Genomic DNA, 18905 nt, shown 5'->3' on the forward strand with positions numbered 1-18905 from the left:
CCCTGTGCTGCTAGACATGCAACCGTGCACTCAGCTCTCTCCCCTTCGCAGCTTCAACTTCTGCAACACCTCATGCTCGCCGAGGTTCCACACCCCGATACGGATCCCGTGGCGGTGGCGGTCCGAGACCTCGAAGAAGCGAGCATCACGGACGACGTGCGAACTCTCAGCTGGATGGGTCTGCTGGAGGTTGTGGGTGAGCGTCTGGCCATCACGCCGCGCGGGACGGCGGTGCACTTCGAAGCCGAGTGCGCCGTGCTCTCGGCGCGTCTGGTCGCGGTGAGCGTCTTCGCCGACGAACTCCAGCGCCGCACGCCCTCACTCGGTGCAGAACTGCACGCGCTCCGCCAGCTCGCCGAGGGGGCATGGAGCGTGACGGAGGCGACGGCGTACGTGGAGCGCAGGGCACTCTGAACAGGCCCTACGCCTCCTCGCCGGCCTCAATGGGGAGTTCGACTCGGCGGTGGGGTTTGCGGGCCTTGTCGGGGACCGGCAGGATGCCGACCTTCTCAAGGTCGGCTGCAGTAACCGTGGGAGCGGCAAGGACGCGGTCCAGCAGGTCCTGCTGTGCGGGGGCAAGGTCGACAAGCCGGCGCAGCACAGAGAGCAGTTCGATGAGCTGCCGCGTCCACTCAGCTGGCCAGGATTCGACGTGCAGGTCGTCCAGGGGGCTGGTCTTGCGGCTGTTGGGGTTGGCTTTTCGGTAGCCGAACCATTTCTTGATGATCTGCATGCCGCCGACGTCGTAGTTCCATACGTCGGCGGGGACAGGGCTGAGGTGCCCGCCGCCCAGGTGCAGGGTACCGGTCATCTCGGCGTACCGGATTTCGGCGGGGACTTCCGCCCCTATGTGCTGGTCGTAACGGAGCCGTCGCGCATCGCCTGGCGGGAAGAGGATGTTCTTGGCCGGTCGGTCATCTTCCGGATCGGCATAGCGCTCCCCGTACGTCGAGGCCCACAGGAGGTTTTTGCCCAGGTGCACCGCCTCGTGCCACAGGGCGGGATCGCGGGTGAGCGGCAGCCGCACGCCCGGGGTGAGTAGTTCCTCGGTGAACCGCTTGGTGAATCCGGCGTGCCCGGCGATGGCCGCCGCGTATGCGGCCAGATCGTGCACCGTGATGTGGTCGAGGCCGAGTTCGGCGGCGAGGTGCGCGAGAAGGCGCGGATGCACGTTGGGGGTGCCGTCCGGATGGAGGATCGGCATGATCTTGCCACCGCGGCCGTTGAAATGGTGAGTGTCGGGGAGCAGGGAGGTAGCGACAATCGCTGGCCCGGTTTCGATCTCGTGCGAGGACTGCTGGTTCAGGAAGAGCTGATCTGGCTGCATGGCTTCCCACAACGCAGGCCGGGCGAAGTCGATGACACGGCTATCGGAGATCAGCCACTGCCGGTCGAAACTGCGCATGGCGATGCGTACCAGGTCAGGTGTCAGGACTGTTTCGTCCGCGAGTTTCTGGGTGTGCTCAGGCTGTCCGGGCAACGGAGCCCTGCTGGCGTGCAGCGAACGGTCTCTTGTCTCCTTGAGTAGCTCCGCTTTCTTGACCGAGTCGTTCTCGTGGATCAGACGCGCCCATCGCTTCTCAAGCACCTGCTTGCCGGGACCGTTGACCCAGGAGCGGTTGGCCTTGATGCCCGGGCTTCCCCAGCGGAAGAGATCGTCGAGAGCGGGGTAGTCCTCCCACCCCGTCTCGGTGGTCGGGCGGAAGGGGCGGATGGCATCCGAGTGCGTGTCCTGCCAGCCGTCGTCGTCCAGTTGGATCTCTTTGAGCTGGCGATACTTGACGCCTCGCTTGCCGTGCACGGCGCGGTAATGAACACGGGCGGGCCGCTCAGGGTCGGTGTCTTTGCTGCGGACGAAGACGCAGATGGCCAGCGGCTGGGCGACACCCGGGAAGATCCGGCTTGCCACATCCGGGCGGTGCCCTTCCGGAGACAGGTCGATGATCCAGCCCTCGTCACAGGTGCGCCGCAGGTAGTCCCGCATGCCACGCCCGCCGGGCCCGGTGGTGAAGCCGGAGGGCGTGATGAAGCAGACGACTCCCTGCTGGTCCTGCGGATGGGCGTCGAAGACCTTCCACGTCGCCCAGCGCCAGAAGTAGACGTAGAGGTTCTTCAGCACGTGCTCATAGCGGCCGTTGCCAGGCCACTTGAAAGCCTCGATGGGAGCCACGCCCTGTGCGGGTGTGCCCTTCTCGACCCAGCCGCCGCGGCCCTTGGCCTTGTCGTCGTAGGGCGGGTTGCCGATCGCGACGGTGACCGGCGTGCTGGCCTTCACCCGGTTCGCCCGCTTACGGGACTCTGAGATCACCTCGTACGTCGAAGCGAGGGTTTCCTCGGCCAGATAGGGGTCGTCCAACGTATCGGTGACGAACAGCTTCATTCCATCCGGCGGTGCGACCGCTTGATGCCGCTTGAGCAGATCCGAGGTCCGCAGCTCGGCGACAGCGAAGGGTCCCATCTGCAGCTCGAAACCGATCAGGCGACTCGCCAGATCGCCTATCGCATCCGGCGGTGCTCCGGGGCCGTCTTTCTCCGCCGCCCAGGCGGCGACATGCTCGATGACCGCGTGAAGGTACGTGCCAGTCCCCATTGCCGGATCGACGATGCGCACGCTCTCGTCCGCATATCCGTCCGAGCGGCCCAAGCGGGTGCGCAGCACGTCCTCGGTGAGACGCACCATCTCCTCGACCACCTCGCGCGGGGTGTAATACGAGCCGCTCTTCTGCCGCAGCTTCTCGTCGTACACCTCCAGGAACGACTCGTACAGGTGCAGATACGCATCCCGCCGACCCTTACGAATCGCCGCCCAGTCGACCGCGTCGATCACCTGGATGAGCAGATCGAGGCTGACCTCGAAGCTCACCGTGATGTTGTCGGTGAGGAGCTGAAGGGCCTTGCCCATCAAGGCATGTCCGGCATCCAGCCGCCGACCAACCTCATGCAGCCCCACCCCCTTCAAGGAGATGTCCTCGGTGCGCGCCAGCAACAGCGCGAAAGTCACTGCCTGGGCGTAGCCGTCGGCGAAGGTGGCATCATCGGCCGTCGGAAAGAGCAGCTTGCGCCAGTCGTTCTTCAGCCCTGTGAACCGCAGCTCCTCAGGACGCGCGCCCTCCGCCGCATACCGCCCCTCGAACTCCAGTTGCTCCAGGACCGCCGCGCGCAGCAGGCGGCACAGCGGCGCAGTGCGCCGGACCAGAGCAGAGGCTTGGCGGATGGGCTCGGGAACCCAGTGCAGGAAGGTCCGCAGGAGACTGTTGAACGCGGCAGGCTCACGGGCGGTCAACGACCGTCCTGCACTGGCCAAATCGCCCTCGAAGACGACCGGAGTGCCGATCGGCTCCCCGGTGCGGAAGAGCCGCCAGTCCGTGCCGTTGGTGTAGAGCACGTTCGGCAGGTCGCGCAGTCGCTCCCACTGCTTCTTGTTACGCCCCGTGAACTTCTCCGGATCAACAGGGTGACCAGGGCGCTTGACTTCGATGTAGCCGACGATGTCGCCGTGTACCTCGACCGCATAGTCGGGGCGCACACCCACATCACGCAGAGGCGTTTCGGAGTGCCACAGAACGCCGTCCATGGCATCGTGGCTGCCCACGGTTTCTAGGAGCTTCTGCATCGGCGGGCGGATGGACGCCTCGGGGTCGCCCGGTCCGTTCACCATGTCCTTGCACGACGCGCCGAAGGTCGATATGGCCTCCGAGAGCCAGCCGAACTGCTCCTGCGTCACTGCCGCACCCCCACGTACTGCCGATCATGACTTGAGGAGTATGTCAGGCTCGCGAGACGAGTGAGAAGAAGTCAACTCAGTCCATTTTGCGCCTCTTTGGTGTTCAACGACCATCGCCGCTTGGATGTCGATTTCGGGTCCACACCCGTCAACGCCGCAGTGATCGGTAGCGACAGTGTTACCTCCAGAGGTTCCAGCACTGGAAGCCACCGACTCAGCCATGTGTCGGATACCGACGAAATAGGCACTGCACCGACTCATTTGTCTGCTGGAGCAGATCGCTGCGGAAACGACGGGCCTGACCGACCACGGTCAGGCCCGTCACGTAGACGTCCGACTACCAGTCGTCCGTATCGCCGTACTTCCCCGGGTTTTGGGCGCGGTTCACTGCCTGTGCGCACGCCTCGGCGAACGCTCCTTCTACGGCCTCCTTGTCCGTGCCGCGTGCGTTGGCCTCGACCTCCTGGCCCTCGCCGTGGAGCCGGACCGTGCGCCAGACAGACGGGTAGCTGGTGTAGGCATCGGTCTCGAACTCCCAGGCAGGCACCGCCCATTGTTCGGGGAGCGTTGTCGACTCACGCTCTCCGGTGGTGAGGAAGAGGGCTCGGGCGTAGAAGACCACGGCCCGCTCGGGCATCCGATCGCGGACGGCGCGTGCGCCGCTCGGGCCGTTGCGCTCCCAGCGCCCGCGGTCCCACTCTTCAACTTCCGCCGTTCGGTCCGGCCAGTCCTCGCTCCACTGCGCGACGACCTCGTCGGCATGCTCGCGGTGCAGGAAGGGAACGCGTCGCTCGCCGAGGCGGGCGACGTGGAGCATCATCTCGGCGGGAACGGGACTCCGGTCGGCGTCGGGGACGACACCTCCAGAGACCTGGGTCGAATCCACGCCCCACAGGAGGCCGCCGATCTTGTCGGCGGTGTCCTTGAGGACGCGGCTGGTCAGGTGTTGGTAGCGGCGGCGCATCCGGGCGGACTTACCGGGTTCCCAGCCCATGATGGCGTCGACCACAGCGTCGGAGACACCGAGGATGAGCAGAACCGTCGCTGCGGTGTGGCGGGCATCGTGGAGGCGGCCGTCGCGGACTTCCGCTGACTTCAGCAGGTCCTTCCACTTGTGGAAGTCCGTGTTCGGGTTCAAGGGCTCGCCGATGGGCGATGTGAAGACGTACCCCTTCTCCGTCCAGAGGTCGCGGGCAAGGGCCCGTTCGCGGGCCTGGTCTTCCTTGTGCTGCCGGAGGAGGTCCATCAGCTCGTCCGGGACGCCGATGGGCCGCTGCCCTGCGCGGGACTTCACGTTCTTGGTCTCCCGCCGGATGTTGACCTTCTGCGGGCAGAAGCCGGGCTTGCGCCCGCAGCGGTCGCCGCAGCCGTGCTGGTAGCGGGGCCGCAGGCGGCCTCGGCGAACGCGGATGACGCCGAGTTCGAAATCAACGTCGGTCCACTGCATGCCGAGAACCTCGCCTTGACGGAGGCCGAGCGCCAGGGCAATGACCCAGCGGGCTGTGTTGCGGTGCTTCCCCGCTTCTGCCAAGAGGCGCTGGACCTCTTCGACCGAGTACGGCTCGACTTCATCCTCTTCGAGGCGTGGGGCCTTCGCGATCGTGGCTGGGTTGCGGGTGAGGTGGCCACGGCGCACGGCCTCGTTGAGGGCAGTGCGCATGGTGCGGTGGGTCTGGTGAGCTGTGCCGGCGGCGCTGCCGGTCTCCTGCATCTTCTTGTAGAAGCGCTCCAGGTGTTCCGCCTCCAGCTTCTCCAGGCGGTGGGCGCCCAGGCCAGGGATGAGGTGGTGGTAGACCGCCACCCGGTAGCCGTCGATCGTGTTCTCCGAGACGTGCACGGCGGCGATGTTCTCGACCCAGTGGGTGAGCCACGTCTCCACGGTCCACGACTGGCCGGCCTTGCGGACGGCGCCCTTGTCGCGCTGGCGCTCCAGCTCGCGGACGATTTTGGTGACCTCGGCGCGGGTCTTGCGGCTGACGTGGCGCCGGTCCGGGGTGCCGTCGTCCTTGACTCCGACGGTGACTCGGCCGTGCCAGCGGCTGTCCTTGCCGAGGTAGATGGACGAGGCGCCGTTGGGCTGGCGGGACTTCGGTGCGGAGGCTCGCGTCACGCGGCGGCCCCGAAGTCGGCCGCCGACAGACGGCGGGCCAGGAAGTCGTTCACCGCCTCTGCTGGGATGCGGCGCAAGCTGCCGATCTTGACGGAGGCGATCTCGCCGGAGGAAACGTACTCGTACAGCTTGGTGCGGCCGATGCCGATCCGGCGGGCGGCTTCGGTGACGGTGAGGGCGACCAGGGTCGTGTCGCCGGCGGATCGCCGCTCGGCCATCAGGGTGCGCAGGGCGGCTTCGGAAACGTCCAGGAGTTGGGCTATCTGGGAAATGGGCAGGGCGGGCTGTGGCATGGGGGGTACTCCTCCCGCCGGCATCGCGGCGTCGCGGGAGCGGCAACTCCCGTCGGCCTGGCCGGTGGCGTCGTTCAGGGATGGATGGGTGGGTGATCGTCGGCGACGGAGGTCGCCGCGCGTGAGGTTTCTCGGCGTTCGTAGCGCCGCGGGAGGGGCAGCGGTCGGCTATTCGCCGACGGGTGGCTGCCCCTGGTTTCGTAGGTGCGCCCGGGACGGGTGGAGGCTCCTCTGCAGGGCCCGTTCTTCGAGCCGGAGGAGTTCGTCGACCTGTCCTCTTTGTTCGGGTCCCTTGTCCCCGTAAGCGTCGAGTTCCATCTGGATCTCGTGCAGGTGCATCTGGTTCCGGTCGATCGCCGCTCGCAGTTGGCGGTACTCCAGCGTCATCTGGACGTACTCATGGGCGAGTTGGCGGATGCGGGGCGTGGCCAGCTCGCCTGGCGGTCCGGTCAGGTCCTGCATGGTGAGGTCGAAGACCTTGCAGAAGCCGAGCGCCTCGTCGAGGTTGACCCTGCGACGCGGTTTGCCGCTCTCGATGCGCCAGATCGCCGACTGGTTGATCGGATGGCCGGCGGCGGCCATCTCCTCGGCGAGCTTCACCGTGCTCCAACCGCGGACCTCGCGTTCCAGCTTGATGCGTGTGGCGACGTGATCCTCCGGCACCGGACGACCGGGGCCGGCGCGCTCCGAGCCTTCCTCGCTGCTCACTCGCACCTCCCTTCACGCGACAACGGGTCCACTGGGGCCAGCGTCCGCAACTAAACATCGTTGCGGAATGAAATGCAAGGCGTTGCGTTACCAAAAATCTCGGCTATGGTCGTGTTCCGCCGTACAGCGGCGGACGGATCCGCACAGCAAGCGGCCCCGGTGCTACGAACACCGGGGCCGAAGTAGAGGCTCCACCGCACAACCATCCATCCCTGAACGATCGAAACCGGAGGCCGGGGTTGCCGCCCCGTAATGGCCTGCCGGATGAGGAGCTCCATGCCCCAGGGTACGACCCTGCCATCCCAGATGCCATCCCGCTTCGGCGAGGGCCCCATGCCAATGGAGCCTCCGTTCAACATGGACGCCGAGTGCGCGGTCCTCGGCGCCTGCATGCACAAAGCCGACATCATCGACGCGGTCCGGCCCATCCTCGGGGACGACACCTTTTACCGGCCCGCGCACGAGACCATCTGGCGCGCGCTCCTCACCCAGCACCGCGAGGACAGGCCGACCGACCCGATCGTCCTCACCGAACTGCTCCGGCAGCAAGGCGACCTGCAGCGCGTGGGTGGCCCCGCCTACGTGTCCCAACTCGCCAACGTGCCCTACGGCACCGGCAGCGCGGAGTACCACGCGGAGATCGTCCGCGCGAAAGCCGACCTGCGCCGCCTGGTGACCTCCGCCGTACGCACCCTCCAGCAGGCCCAGGAGCCCGGCGCGGATCCCGAAGCGATTCGCAGCGAGGTCGAAGCGGACGTACGCGCCGAACGCGAACGCGCGCTCGCCTCGGGACAGGGGTGCCTGTCCCGCTTCGCCACAGACGGGTGGTCGTTCGTCAAAGAGAGCGGTGCGGACGCCGAGCCCCTGTGGGGCACCCGTGAGAAGACCATCTGGGCCCCCGGCGAGAGCCTGATGATCGTCGGCGCACCGGGCGTCGGCAAGACCACCCTGGCCCATCAGGTGATCTTCGCCCGCCTCGGCCTGCAGGAGACCGCCCTGGAGATGCCCGTCGCCCCCAGCAGGCGCGTGCTCTACCTGGCGATGGACCGCCCCAAGCAGATCGCCAAAGCCATGGCCCGCCGCGTCTTCCCCACCGACGAGAAGATCCTGCGCGAGCGGCTCGTGGTCTGGGAAGGTCCGCTGCCCGCCACCCTCGACAAGGAGCCCGACCTCCTCGCCGACCTCGCCACCGCCCACCAGGCCGACACCATCGTGATCGACAGCCTCAAGGACGCGGTCAGCACGATGGTCGACGACAGCCTCGCGGTCGCCTTCCACAACGCCCGCATGCGCGCACTGCGCAACGGCGTGGAGATCATGGAGCTGCACCACCAGCGCAAGGCCACCGCCGACGCCCCGCGCGGCCAGCGCCCCAGCCTGGACCAGGTCTACGGCTCCACCTGGCTCACTGCCGGCGCCGGCAGCGTCCTGTTCATCACCGGCCGGGCAGGCGACCCCGCAGTCACCCTGCACCACCTCAAGACCCCCACCGGTGAAGTCGGCCCCCTGGACGTCACACACGACCACGTACGCGGCACCACCACCGTCGACCCCACCAAGGACCCCGTCGTCCTGCTGCGCAACGCCTCCAACGGGCTGACCGCACGCGACCTGGCGACCGTCCTCATTGGCGGGGGCGACCCCGAACGAGCCGACATCGAGAAGGCGCGACGCCACCTCGGCCGCCTCGTCGACAGCGGCCTGGCCACCAAGGCCGACGGCGTCGCCGGAGGGGCCGGGGGCGGCCAGCAGGCCCGCTACTACGCCTCCGCCCGCCACCTCACCTCCGTCGGCTGAGCCCCTCACCACCCCCCTCGAAGCGTTCACGCGACCGTACACGCGGCCCCCACGCCCGCACACCGCCGTGAACCGCTCACAGCGCACACGCTCACCGCAAAACCGCAGGTAGAGCGATCACACGAGCGTCCACGCCGTACACGCACCCAAGCGATCACGCGCGGGGCCCCCTTTAGAAGGGGGCCCGCGTGTACGCCCCCTCCGTGAACGCCGTGATCACCTTCCCAGCCCCTCCCTCGGAGTAGACCCGTACATGCCGCCCGTCATATCCGAAACGCTCGCCACCACTTCGCTCCCGTACGCCGATAATCCGCTCCTGCTCGTGGCCGTCTTGGCCGTCGCCGCCGGCGCTCTGCTTGCGGGCCTGAGGGCCCGGCGCAGCCGACGCCGCGCCCACGATCGGAAGCGGCGCCTTTCGGCCGCAGTGGTCACCGCCGCCGTGGCGGCGCTCGTTTGCACCGCCTACAGCGCGGACACAAGCTGGCGGTTCGCCACCCACTACCTCGACATGCGCAACACCGCCGAACGCACCGCGATGTTCGCCGCCGCAGAACTCGCCCTGTTCTCGATGGCGCTGATGGCCCGCCAGAACCTGCACGGACCGAGGCAGGCAGCCGGCCTGCCCGGAGCCCTGGTCTGGGTGATCACCGCCATACAGACCATCCCCGCCTACGCCGAGGCCGGCCCAGTCGGCGGTACCGTGCGCGCCTTCACCGGCCCGGTGATGGCGGCCGTGCTGTGGCACCTGGCCATGGGCATCGAACTGCGCCAGCGGACCCCCGACGCCACCTCCCGCGGACTCGCCGCTGTCCTCGCACGGAACGCCCGCGAGCGGCTGCTCGCCCGCCTGGGGATCGTCGAGCAGGACCAGGGCGCCGCCCAGATCATCCGCGACCGGGCCACTCAGCGGGCTGTCGCCCTTGCCGCCCGCCTTGCCGAGATGACGCCCGAGCAGCGCACCGGACGGGCCGACCAGCGCACCGTGCGCCGCCTGTCCAAGGCCCTCGCCCGCTCCGGCATCGACGCCGACCCGCGGCGCAACGAGCAACTCCTGCGCCAGCTCGCCACCCGCCGCCAAGCAGCCGCCCTGGCGACCATCGGCCTGCCTGGGCGATGGATCACGCCTGCCGGGCAGCCTGTCGGCCTGCCCGCAGTGCAGCCCGACCACTCCCGGGCGGACGCCGACGAGCGGGCGGAAGGCGACGGGCGGGCAGAAGACTGGCCCCGCCCGCACCCATCAGATCCAGGCGACGAGGAATCCCGCCCGGGCGCCCGTCCGCGATCCGCCCGCCCGAATCCCACCGCCCGCTCCGGCCCGGGATCGACAGCCCGCACAGAAGGCTCAGCCCGCCGGCAAGAGGAGGCTCAGCCGCCCACGGGCAGCGGCTCACATACCCCACCGGCCAAGCCCACCTCGCCGAAATCGAAGCGGCCAAACCGCAAGCCCCGCGCCACCGACGAGATCCTTCGCGACTACGCCCACCGTCTCCACGACGAGCACAGCCGCCTGTCCCGTGACCTCCTGGAGCAGGCCGTACGCAACGACGGATACAGGGTCGCCAGCGACGACGCCGGCTCCATCGTCCGCGCGGTCAAGGCCGAACTGAGCGCCTCCCGCGACGGCTGACGCCCACCTCGTCCATCCTCCCACCCCTCCCGGAGAACCCGATCGTGACGCACGACCCTCACCACACCGATCACAACCCCGGCGTGCTGCCGTCACTGGCGAAGTCACCTACGCTGCTGGGACGTTTGCAGCGGGCGTTTGGACGGACGGCCCCTGGCGGAGCCAGTAGTACCCCGAGTCCGACTCAAGGCCGGTCTTCGGGGATCTCCGCCCCGGGGGTGGCGGAGACGGCCCAGCGCCAGGGGGCGCCGGACCAGATGGTCGGGACCGAGGGCGGCCTCGACCCGGACAAGCTTCACGCCGCCCAGCAAGCGATCCTCCGCCCCATACGCACCGACTCCCCCGCCCTCAGCGAGCCCTCCGTGCAGAGCGTCCAGCCAACGATCCGCCGGTTCACCGGCGACAAGCGCATCAAGCGCGTCGGCCCATTGCGCTTCACCGACGACGAGCGCACCGGCCTACGCGAGGCCGCAGCAGAGCACGGCTACAAGGGCGAATCCGGCTTCGCCGCCGACATCGTCCTCGCCTTCGTATCCGGTCGGTTCACCGCGAACCTGCCGCTGTCCGAGGATCGCCGCCGCACCCACATGTTCCGTGCCCAGGTCCTGCGCGCCCTCAACCGCACCGGCGTCAACGTCAACCAGATCGCCCGCGCCCTCAACAGCGACTACACCCCGCCCGACATCCGCCAGCGCCTCGACGAGCTGCACCGCCTGCTGGAGCTGATCGCCGAGGCACTGCGCGAACCGGCAGACCCCAGGAAGGACCAGGCCGCGTGATCGCCGCCATCAAGGCCGCCGGCTCCAACACCCGCGGTCTGCTCGCCTACCTCTACGGCCCCGGTCGGCACGACGAACACCTCGATCCGCACCTCGTCGCCGGATTTGCCATGCTCGGCATGCCCGACCCCGGCCGCGACGAGAACGCCACCCTGACCGAACTCGGCCACTACCTCGACGAGCCCGTACGTCTGCGCAACAGCGAGTTCGGCAAACCCGTCACCGACCACGTCTGGCACTGCCCCGTCCGCGCCGCACCCGAAGACCGCTACCTCTCCGACGCCGAGTGGGGCGAGATCGCCCAGCGCATCGTCCAGGCAGCCGGTATCGCCCCCGCCGATGACGATCTGGCCTGCCGCTGGATCGCCGTACGCCACGCCGACGACCACATCCACATCCTCGCGACCACCATCCGCGAAGACGGCCGCCGCCCCAAGCTGCACGACAGCGGCATCCGCATCGGCGACGAGTGCCGTCAGATTGAGCAGGATTATGGGCTGCGCCGCCTGAAGAAGGGCGACCGCACCGCCGCCCGGCGGCCCACTCAGGCCGAGATGCACAAAGCCGATCGCCTCGGCTGGGAGCAGACCAGCCGCGAGTGGCTCCAGGACCGCATCCGCGCCGCCATCCCGCACGCCTCCAGCGCCGAGGAACTCCTCGCCTACCTCGAAGCCGGCGACATCCTGGTCAAGCCCCGGCACGGTCCGTCCGGAGACCTACTCGGCTACGCCGTCGGCCGGCCCGGCGACCTGAACAAGGACGGCGAGCAGATCTACCACCCCGGCGGGAAGATCGCCCCCGACCTGTCCCTGCCCAAGCTGAAGGCACGCCTGGAGACGAGCGGGCCCGAGGAACACCCCACAGCCCGTCGCAACCGACCCATCACTCCCTGGCATCAGGCAACCGAGGCCCTCGACACCCTCCACACAGAGATCACGGGCACGAGCGCCGACGGCGGCGGGGACGCACGGGCACAGGCGCACATCACCGCCCTGGGCGTACTGATCGAAGCCACCGCCCAGAAAGCCTCCGCCGACCTCCGCTCCCAACTGCAATCGGCCAGCCGGGCGTTCGCCCGTGCCCAGCGCTCTCAAATACGGGCAGATGACCGAGCCGCCCACGCCCTGCGGACCGCAGCCCGCGACATCGCCAACACCGCCACCGGCCCCGACGGCAGCGCGCTCGCAGCCTTGGTCGCCGCACTCGTCTGGGCCGCCGTCCTCGCCGGACGCTGGCACGAGGCGAAGGGCCACGCCCACCAGACCAACGCCGCCCGCCGAGCCGTCCAGCACCTCCAGTCAGCAGCCGACGACGCGCTCGCTCCGACGCTCACCGACCTCGAAGCCCGCCGCCCCAAGAACGACACCTGTCGCGCACTGGCCAACGATGTACGCGCCGCCGTTCCCGAACACGCCGAGCGGATCCTCGCCGACCCCGGCTGGCCCGCCCTCGCCACCGTCCTCGCCGACGCCGAAGACGGAGGCCACAAGCCCCATCAGCTTCTCAAGGAAGCCGCCGCCCGCCGCGAGCTCGGCACCGCCCACAGCCCCGCCCGCGTCCTGATCACCCGCATCCAGCACACCGGCCGCCACCCCGCCCCCAACCGCCGCGCGGAAGCAGCCCGCCGCCGAACCACGACACAGGCGGCCGTGGTGCAGGCCCCAAAGCCAGAGCCCGCAGCGAAGGCCCCTGCCGCAGCCGCACATCGACAACGCCGTCATCGTCATTAGAAGGCCGCGGCAAGACGCCGTAGCAACAACGGCTGCTGGGCCGGTCACCACGCATGGTGACCGGCCCAGCAGCCGACGTACTTCTGTCGCGGGGCCTTCGTCGTGAAGAGGCGTTACGGACTTATTGAGTTCAGCCCATCGGCCTCATCCACGACGCAACAGGCTGCCCCGCGCGCGATGCTTCCCAACGCGGCGTCCGCCAGGTTGCTCGGCCGTCGTGAACGTTCTCAACGGGGCCGGACACGTCGGTTCATCGTGGAGGAGGATGGCCTGCCAGACCTGCTCTTGCAGGGCCCGGATGCACGGGCCACAGGCGTACATCGCTGCCTGGGCGCCAGCCACACTCACGGGGCCAATCCATAGAACACGGGTCCACCGCTGCCCGCAGTAGAGCCAGCAGTACCCGTCAGTCCACGTGTTGCCGTCATCGGTGTCCGCTGCCGCGGGCAGACCGCCCCGCGCGAATTCGGCGATGCCGGGTATGACCTGAGGCGTCACGGCCAGTTCCATAAACACAGCTCAGTACTCACGATCACTCGCTCGGGGCAGCCGCCTTGGCCGACTCCTGCTTGCCCGCGTCGGCGAAGAGGAGAGTGGGCTCGGCGAGGATGTCCCGGCCTGCCTCACTCTTGTAGATCTCGTCGACGCTGCCGAAGCGAGCTTCCGAGTAGTCGAGGTCGAGGAGGTCTGCTGCCTGTCGGACGGATGCCTCGTCGGGTCCTTCAATCTCGACGAATGTGGGGAGGTCCGGCCAGGTGTCGAAGTCGAAAGCGACCTCGCCCAGGCGCCATTCCTCGCGGTAGTTCTCCTGGTAGCGGACCTCGCGCAGTCCGACGTTGCGGAGGATCTCGGCCATGGCGTGGAGGTCCGAGACCTCGGTTTCGATCTCGGTGGTGCCGTCGATCGTCGTAGCGTCGGTGACCTGTTTCAGCGTGAGCGTGGAGCGGGTGGCCTCATCCCTCAGTCGAATCCAGGCACCACCTTCGAGGGCGTCGTTCTCGAAGATCTTCCGGGTGAGGAGCGTGCGCGGGAACGCCTGGACGGCTCCGAGGGCGGTCAGCTTGGCCTGGAGACCGTCGACGTCGATGGCGAGGAACTTCGCCTCGTACTCGTGCTTCATGTGTCCTTCTTCCTGTAGCTCTAGGAGGGGGTGGATGCGCGGGCGGCGAGGAGGAGGCCCATGCGGTGGGTGTGGTCCTGCAGCTGTCCGACGTGTGCCTGTTCGGCGAATTCGTTGGTCCGCAGGGTGAGCAGGACGTCCCAGTCGCCGATGAAGTACTGCCGGAGTCTCTCGGGGGAGGTGTAGTGCTCAAGCATGTGGTGGCGTTGCGTGATGGGCATCATGAACTCCGCGCCGAACAGTCCGCCGGGCCGGACCAGACGCTGCATGCGGTTGACGAACTCGCCCAACGGCTGGTGGTGGTTGGCACTGTAGTGCCACGAGCAACTCGTCCAGACCGCATCACAGCGCGTGGCGGCGGGCTCGGCTGCGAGAAAGTCGTCCTCTACGACCTGGACGCGGTCGTAGAGCCCTTCGTGCTTCAGCCGGTCGATCAGCCCCACTGCGTGACCGGTTTTATCACCCGGAAGTTGGACCTCGCCGCCGTGCAGGGCGATCGGGTTGCGTTCGATGGCGATGACGCGGTAGCCGGCGGCGGCTAGCGGCACGACGAGTCTGCCGTCACTCGCGCCGATGACCGTCACGGTGGAGTCAGGCTCCGCATGCTCCTTCAGCGCGGCGAGGAACTGCGGGAAGAAGGTGAGGGTGTGCCGCCACATGCTTGGTGTCTGCACTGGCTTGCTCTCCTTTCGGGTTGGTGGTCAGGACGGTCTGGAGTACCTCGTCAGGGTTGAGTCCGGTGGTCTCTACGCGGTGCATCTGGAACGAGGTGTAGGCGTCGGTGATCTGATCGGCTGTGATTTCAGCGAGGGCGTCCCAACGGGAGACGGGCTTCTCACGCCTGGCGAGGCGGCGTTGACGCTCGCCTTCTTCGCAGACGAGGTAGTAGGTGACGGGGTGCGGTAGGTCAGCCGGCAGGACTACGGAGAGCTCGGCTCCGAAGGCGCGGTGGTTGGCCAGGCAGCGTGCGAAGTAGCTTTCGACGACGACCGGGGTGCCGGCAGACAGGTAGCGCTGGATCTGATCAGCCGCAGTGAACAGGGCTGAGAGGTAGAAGCACATTCGGGCTTCGGTATTCCCCATCCGGTCCACCTCGCGCCGTAGGGCTTGGTGGATGGGTGGCACGGTCGGGACCAGCACGGCGCCGCGTGCGGCCGCAAGCATGGGGGCGAGGGTTGATTTGCCGGTGCCGCGGAGTCCTTCGAGGCTTTCGAACGGTGCCTGGTCAGGCACGTCCGTACACCACGTCCGGGACGGCGAGTGTGAGTTCGTCGTTGTCTGACGGTCGGTGGGCGATGTGGTCGGCGAGCTTGTCGTACCAGAAGGCGTGTGAGTCCCGGCCGACCGCCTTGCAGGACATGGTGAGAGCGCCACGCGGGTCGGCCTCGATCCGCTCGATCTGTTTCGGGCCGCCCGCAGGGGCGCAGATCTCCGGGGCGCCGTGCTCGGACAAGTCCTCGTCGACAATCACTTCGATGGTCAGCTGGGCGGTCTGGAGCTGGTCTCGGAGGCGGACATAGGCGGCAGGGTCGGTGACGAGGAGCTCGGGGTGGTCTGCCGCATTGCCGACCGGCCGGAGGCAGTGAAGCTTCAACTGCTCTACCCCGTAGTGCTGGAGGGTGCGCGCCAGGGGGAGAACCTCGTCGATGTTGCGGGAGGTGACCGTCATGGTCGCGCCGGTGCGAACCCCGAGTCCCCGGGCGATGTCGAGGGCGCTCAGCGCACTCTGGTAGCTCCCGAACTTGCGGATGTGGTCGTTGGTCGAGCCGATGCCCTCCAGCGATACCCGCAGCAGGTCCAGGTGAGGGGCGATCTCGGCGAGCCGGCGCTCGATCCGGTAGCCGTTGGTGCAGATCTCGACCTGCATGCCCAGGTCCTGTTTGGCGTACCGGACGACCTGGGCGAGGTCCTTGTAGACGAACGGTTCCCCGCCGAGCAGGGTGACAGCCTCTGTGCCGTACTGCTGGCGCATCAGGGTCAGGAGGTTGATTGCCTCATCCGCGGTGAAGGCATCGGCGTGCTGGAGCCGCTTGCCGTGGAAGCAGTGCAGGCACTCGAAGTTGCAGCGGTACAACAGTTGGAGGTACAGCATCCGGATCCTGCGGATCCCGGTGATTTCCCCGATCACGTGGGTCTCCTTCTGGCAGTTGCCTGGTAGGAGACCTGATGTTCGCGGAAAAGCTTCGGACCGCATCACCGCGTATCCGGACGCTACGAGGACGTCCTGGGACGTTTTCAGTGCGCCGCGAAGGTCTCCAGGATTCCGATCACACGCGCAGTGTCCGTCAGGTCGGGCAGCACTACGCGGGCGCCTGCATCGGCCAGCTCTTCGGCACCATGCAGGCCAGAGGCCACCGCAACGATCCCGGATCCGGAGTCGAGGGCTGCCTCAACGTCCCTCGGGGTATCGCCTACGAGCACGACGGGCACGTCACTTCGCGCGCCCCTCAGACGTTGGGCACGCTCCCGAGCCACAGCGACCAATCCGGAACGCTGGAGGGAGTCAGCGCCGTACGCGCCGACAGACAGATCCAGCAAGGGGTCAAGGCCGAAGGCCGACACCTTCACGCGAGCGTTGGCCGCAATGTTGCCCGTGAGAACCGAGGACACCCAGCCTTCCCGTACCGAAGCTTCCTTCAAAACGTCGCGCACGCCGGGCAGCGCCGTCCCACGCCGACTGAGCTCGTGAAGGCGATCCTCCCCTGCGCGGGCAAGGGCCGCCTCGACAACAGCCCAGGAGGGCTCGGGCAGGCCGTTCCGCTGGAACATGTCGCGCATGATGAGGCGATCCGTGCGTCCCTCCGTTCGCGCGGGCTCAGCAGGGTCGGCTCCTGCCAGCGCTGCAAAGGCGGCGGCGTAGATCTCTTTGCTGACCCCGGAATTTTCGATGAGCGTGTGGTCGATATCCCACAGGACGATGAGCTCCATACCAAGAAGCGTAAGTTCCGTGGTCGAAGCCTCGGGCCGAGGAAGGTCCCGTAACGTCCTTGCCTGCTCGTGGCCGCCTCGGCTTGGATGGCGACTGTGAACGAGCGATTGCACTCCGTACTCGCCCAGCGTGGGGTCTCGCCAGAGTCACTCGCCGAAGCCTGCGAGGTGGATCCCAAGACGGTCAGTCGATGGCTTGGTGGGCGCGTTCCCCACCCGCGCCACCGGTTCCGGGTTGCCCAACATCTGCGGGTGGAGGAACTGTTCCTGTGGCCGGCACCCGTGCCGAGCGCCGACCAGCCCAGCGCCGGATCAGGGGTGGAGCTGGTCGGGACCTATCAGAACCGCGCCAGCGTGCCCCGCGACATGTGGCTCTCGCTGCTCCAAGGGGCCCAGGAGCAGATCAGCGTGCTCGTCTTCTCCGGCACCTTCTTTGCCCAGTCCAACCCTCATGTCGCAAAAATGCTTGCCGAGCGCGCGGCAGCCGGGATTCAAGTACGGCTCTGCTTCGGTGACTCGAAGGGGCACGCGGCGGCGATCCGAGGGCGCGAGGAGGGCATTGGCGACACGCTCGCGGCAAAGATTCGCGCCTCCCTGACCTACTACCGTCCCCTGTTGGCTGAGGCCGGCTGCGAGGTCAGGTTGCACGACACCACCCTCTACACCTCCCTGTTCCGCTACGACGACGACCTTCTGGTCAACCCGCATGTCTGGGGCCAGCCAGCCAGTGCCAACCCTCTGCTCCATCTCAAGAGAGCCGATGCTGCAGGGTGGTTCGACAACTACGCTCAGAGTTTCGAAGCTGTCTGGGCCACCGCGCGGCCTTGGACGCCAGACCAGGAGGGGCCCTCGTCACATGGGCAGGACTGAGTACTACAACGATCCCAAGGCCCCCAAGGCAAACACGCTCATTCCCGCCAACAACCTGCTCGTCGTCGACGACAGCGGCGCCATCCTGCTCCAGCGCCGTCGAGACACAGGCCAGTGGGCCTTGCCGGGCGGCGCCCAGGACATCGGGGAGACGGCGGCACAGTGCGCCGTGCGCGAATGCCTCGAAGAGACCGGCATCATCGCCGAGATCACCGGCTTCCTGGGGGTCTATACGAACCCCAACCACATCGTGGCCTACACCGATGGTGAGATCCGCCAGCAGTACGAGAACACGTATATCGGCCGCCCAGTGAGTGGCGAGCCCACCATCAACGACGAAGCTGACGGCGTCTGTTACGTCCAGCCATCCGACCTGGACCAGTACGACATCCACCCCAGCATGCGCCAGCAAATCGGCGACTACCTCGCCGGCACCTACCCCTACCTGGGCTGAGCCGCGAGTTCCCCATCCACCCGTCCCACCGCAGCGAAGATCTCGGGCTTCGCCCGACGAATGAATCGCCCCACTACGCTGTCGGCCCCGTAGCGGCCCAGAATCTCCGCCACCCGGTCCTGCACGGTGGTCCGCTCGCCGTCGGGCGTCGTCGTCATGTCGCAGTAGACCAACGCATCCACGAGCCGCTGATCCTCAAGAACTGGGAACTCAGCTTCAAGCACGTCCCTCAGTCCGCGTTCCTCGGCTTCCAATGCCGCAAATGAGTGGTTCGCTACAAGTCGCACCAGCCGCCTATCGGCACAGTGAGCGTCACGGAGGAACCGCGCACCGTCGAGAGGGTGGAATCCCGTAGCCGCCAGGCGTGGCGCGTATCCGACGTCGTGGAGCGCGGCGGCAGCAGCCAGAAGGCCGGAATCACTCCCCAGAATCCTCCCGAGGCCGGCCACGCGACGCGCGACCCCTTGGGAATGCGCCCATCGCCGAGGAAGCACAGAACTGAGTTCCGTCTCACCGACCCGTATCGCCCAGCCCACCATCGATCCATCCACGACCGGGATTCTGCCCAGATGGCCCCCGCGTAGTCCAGAAGACTGTCCGGTCCCCTGCGTTCTCAGCCATTGGGTACACAGCAACGGGAAGACCAAGACGGCGCCACCCGAGTTTTCATTCTGGGCGAGCCACAACGCGTACGCCATCGAAGTCCACCGCTGTCGCGGCTGGGCAGACCTCGTCCTGTGGACGCGGCCCGCTTCGCGGACACAA

General features: G+C 67.6%; 17 protein-coding genes. 7 read left to right on the forward strand and 10 right to left on the reverse strand.

Features of this window, described 5'->3' with window-relative positions; genetic code table 11:
- The first annotated feature begins 24 nt into the window (after positions 1-24).
- Entirely contained in the window at positions 25-414 is a 390-nt protein-coding gene (locus ACFVYE_RS23320; protein WP_389607169.1) for a hypothetical protein, read from the forward strand.
- A 7-nt stretch (positions 415-421) separates the two neighbouring features.
- Here the strand turns inward: ACFVYE_RS23320 and ACFVYE_RS23325 are convergent, their stop codons facing one another.
- The 4 genes from ACFVYE_RS23325 to ACFVYE_RS23340 form a co-directional block, all read right to left on the reverse strand.
- Positions 422-3724 carry a type ISP restriction/modification enzyme gene (locus tag ACFVYE_RS23325; RefSeq protein ID WP_389607171.1) on the reverse strand — a complete coding sequence of 1101 codons (3303 nt, stop codon included), beginning with the start codon at positions 3722-3724 and terminating at the stop codon, positions 422-424.
- Positions 3725-4061: 337 nt separating this feature from the next.
- Positions 4062-5834 carry a tyrosine-type recombinase/integrase gene (locus ACFVYE_RS23330; protein WP_389607173.1) on the reverse strand — a complete coding sequence of 591 codons (1773 nt, stop codon included), beginning with the start codon at positions 5832-5834 and terminating at the stop codon, positions 4062-4064.
- Complete coding sequence (locus ACFVYE_RS23335) at positions 5831-6127, reverse strand: helix-turn-helix domain-containing protein (RefSeq protein WP_389607175.1); 297 nt, start codon at positions 6125-6127, stop codon at positions 5831-5833. Before ACFVYE_RS23335 ends, ACFVYE_RS23330 begins: the two co-directional genes overlap by 4 nt.
- 168 nt (positions 6128-6295) lie before the next feature.
- Entirely contained in the window at positions 6296-6790 is a 495-nt protein-coding gene (locus ACFVYE_RS23340) for a helix-turn-helix transcriptional regulator (protein WP_389607265.1), read from the reverse strand.
- 321 nt (positions 6791-7111) lie between these two features.
- On the opposite strand from ACFVYE_RS23340, the gene ACFVYE_RS23345 reads away from it, so the two are divergent.
- The 4 genes from ACFVYE_RS23345 (at position 7112) to ACFVYE_RS23360 (ending at position 12768) form a co-directional block, all read left to right on the forward strand.
- Positions 7112-8632 (forward strand): DnaB-like helicase N-terminal domain-containing protein, encoded by a 1521-nt coding sequence (locus tag ACFVYE_RS23345; protein ID WP_389607177.1) that lies wholly within the window; start codon positions 7112-7114, stop codon positions 8630-8632.
- 253 nt (positions 8633-8885) lie between these two features.
- On the forward strand, positions 8886-10259 hold the full coding sequence (locus tag ACFVYE_RS23350; RefSeq protein WP_389607179.1) for a hypothetical protein: 1374 nt from the start codon (positions 8886-8888) through the stop codon (positions 10257-10259).
- 218 nt (positions 10260-10477) lie between these two features.
- A complete protein-coding gene (mobC, locus tag ACFVYE_RS23355) occupies positions 10478-11038 on the forward strand; it encodes a plasmid mobilization relaxosome protein MobC (protein ID WP_389607181.1) in 561 nt (186 codons plus the stop codon).
- Positions 11035-12768 (forward strand): relaxase/mobilization nuclease domain-containing protein, encoded by a 1734-nt coding sequence (locus tag ACFVYE_RS23360; RefSeq protein WP_389607183.1) that lies wholly within the window; start codon positions 11035-11037, stop codon positions 12766-12768. Before mobC ends, ACFVYE_RS23360 begins: the two co-directional genes overlap by 4 nt.
- A 532-nt stretch (positions 12769-13300) precedes the next feature.
- On the opposite strand, the gene ACFVYE_RS23365 is transcribed toward ACFVYE_RS23360, so the two are convergent.
- From ACFVYE_RS23365 to ACFVYE_RS23385, 5 genes are all read right to left on the reverse strand, one after another.
- Positions 13301-13888, reverse strand: coding sequence for a class IV adenylate cyclase (locus tag ACFVYE_RS23365; protein ID WP_382218530.1), 588 nt, complete (start codon positions 13886-13888; stop codon positions 13301-13303).
- A 20-nt stretch (positions 13889-13908) separates the two neighbouring features.
- Entirely contained in the window at positions 13909-14562 is a 654-nt protein-coding gene (locus tag ACFVYE_RS23370; RefSeq protein ID WP_389607185.1) for a class I SAM-dependent methyltransferase, read from the reverse strand.
- A complete protein-coding gene (locus ACFVYE_RS23375; RefSeq protein ID WP_389607187.1) occupies positions 14480-15121 on the reverse strand; it encodes a hypothetical protein in 642 nt (213 codons plus the stop codon). Before ACFVYE_RS23375 ends, ACFVYE_RS23370 begins: the two co-directional genes overlap by 83 nt.
- A complete protein-coding gene (locus ACFVYE_RS23380; protein WP_382218533.1) occupies positions 15114-16016 on the reverse strand; it encodes a radical SAM protein in 903 nt (300 codons plus the stop codon). Before ACFVYE_RS23380 ends, ACFVYE_RS23375 begins: the two co-directional genes overlap by 8 nt.
- 107 nt (positions 16017-16123) lie before the next feature.
- Positions 16124-16816: an HAD family hydrolase gene (locus ACFVYE_RS23385; RefSeq protein WP_389607189.1), complete on the reverse strand. Its 693-nt coding sequence runs from the start codon at positions 16814-16816 to the stop codon at positions 16124-16126.
- Between the two features lie 96 nt (positions 16817-16912).
- Between ACFVYE_RS23385 and ACFVYE_RS23390 the strand changes: the two genes are divergently transcribed.
- Positions 16913-17686 (forward strand): XRE family transcriptional regulator, encoded by a 774-nt coding sequence (locus tag ACFVYE_RS23390; protein WP_389607191.1) that lies wholly within the window; start codon positions 16913-16915, stop codon positions 17684-17686.
- Positions 17673-18140: an NUDIX hydrolase gene (locus ACFVYE_RS23395; protein WP_382218536.1), complete on the forward strand. Its 468-nt coding sequence runs from the start codon at positions 17673-17675 to the stop codon at positions 18138-18140. The genes ACFVYE_RS23390 and ACFVYE_RS23395 overlap by 14 nt, the downstream gene beginning before the upstream one ends.
- Here the strand turns inward: ACFVYE_RS23395 and ACFVYE_RS23400 are convergent.
- The gene (locus ACFVYE_RS23400) at positions 18128-18679 is read right to left on the reverse strand and encodes an HD domain-containing protein (protein ID WP_389607267.1); all 552 of its coding nucleotides are present in this window, start codon (positions 18677-18679) and stop codon (positions 18128-18130) included. The two genes, ACFVYE_RS23395 and ACFVYE_RS23400, sit on opposite strands and share 13 nt — an antisense overlap.
- Positions 18680-18905 lie beyond the last annotated feature (226 nt).

Source organism: Streptomyces sp. NPDC058239, assembly GCF_042882185.1.
GTDB lineage: Bacteria > Actinomycetota > Actinomycetes > Streptomycetales > Streptomycetaceae > Streptomyces.

What these genes read in the sequence shown, in the direction of transcription:
- ACFVYE_RS23365 (WP_382218530.1), bottom strand. Translation starts at nt 13,888, where the DNA reads ATGAAGCACGAGTACGAGGCGAAGTTCCTCGCCATCGACGTCGACGGT.
- ACFVYE_RS23395 (WP_382218536.1), top strand. Translation starts at nt 17,673, where the DNA reads ATGGGCAGGACTGAGTACTACAACGATCCCAAGGCCCCCAAGGCAAAC.
- ACFVYE_RS23350 (WP_389607179.1), top strand. Translation starts at nt 8,886, where the DNA reads ATGCCGCCCGTCATATCCGAAACGCTCGCCACCACTTCGCTCCCGTAC.
- ACFVYE_RS23385 (WP_389607189.1), bottom strand. Translation starts at nt 16,816, where the DNA reads ATGGAGCTCATCGTCCTGTGGGATATCGACCACACGCTCATCGAAAAT.
- ACFVYE_RS23345 (WP_389607177.1), top strand. Translation starts at nt 7,112, where the DNA reads ATGCCCCAGGGTACGACCCTGCCATCCCAGATGCCATCCCGCTTCGGC.
- ACFVYE_RS23400 (WP_389607267.1), bottom strand. Translation starts at nt 18,679, where the DNA reads ATGGTGGGCTGGGCGATACGGGTCGGTGAGACGGAACTCAGTTCTGTG.
- ACFVYE_RS23335 (WP_389607175.1), bottom strand. Translation starts at nt 6,127, where the DNA reads ATGCCACAGCCCGCCCTGCCCATTTCCCAGATAGCCCAACTCCTGGAC.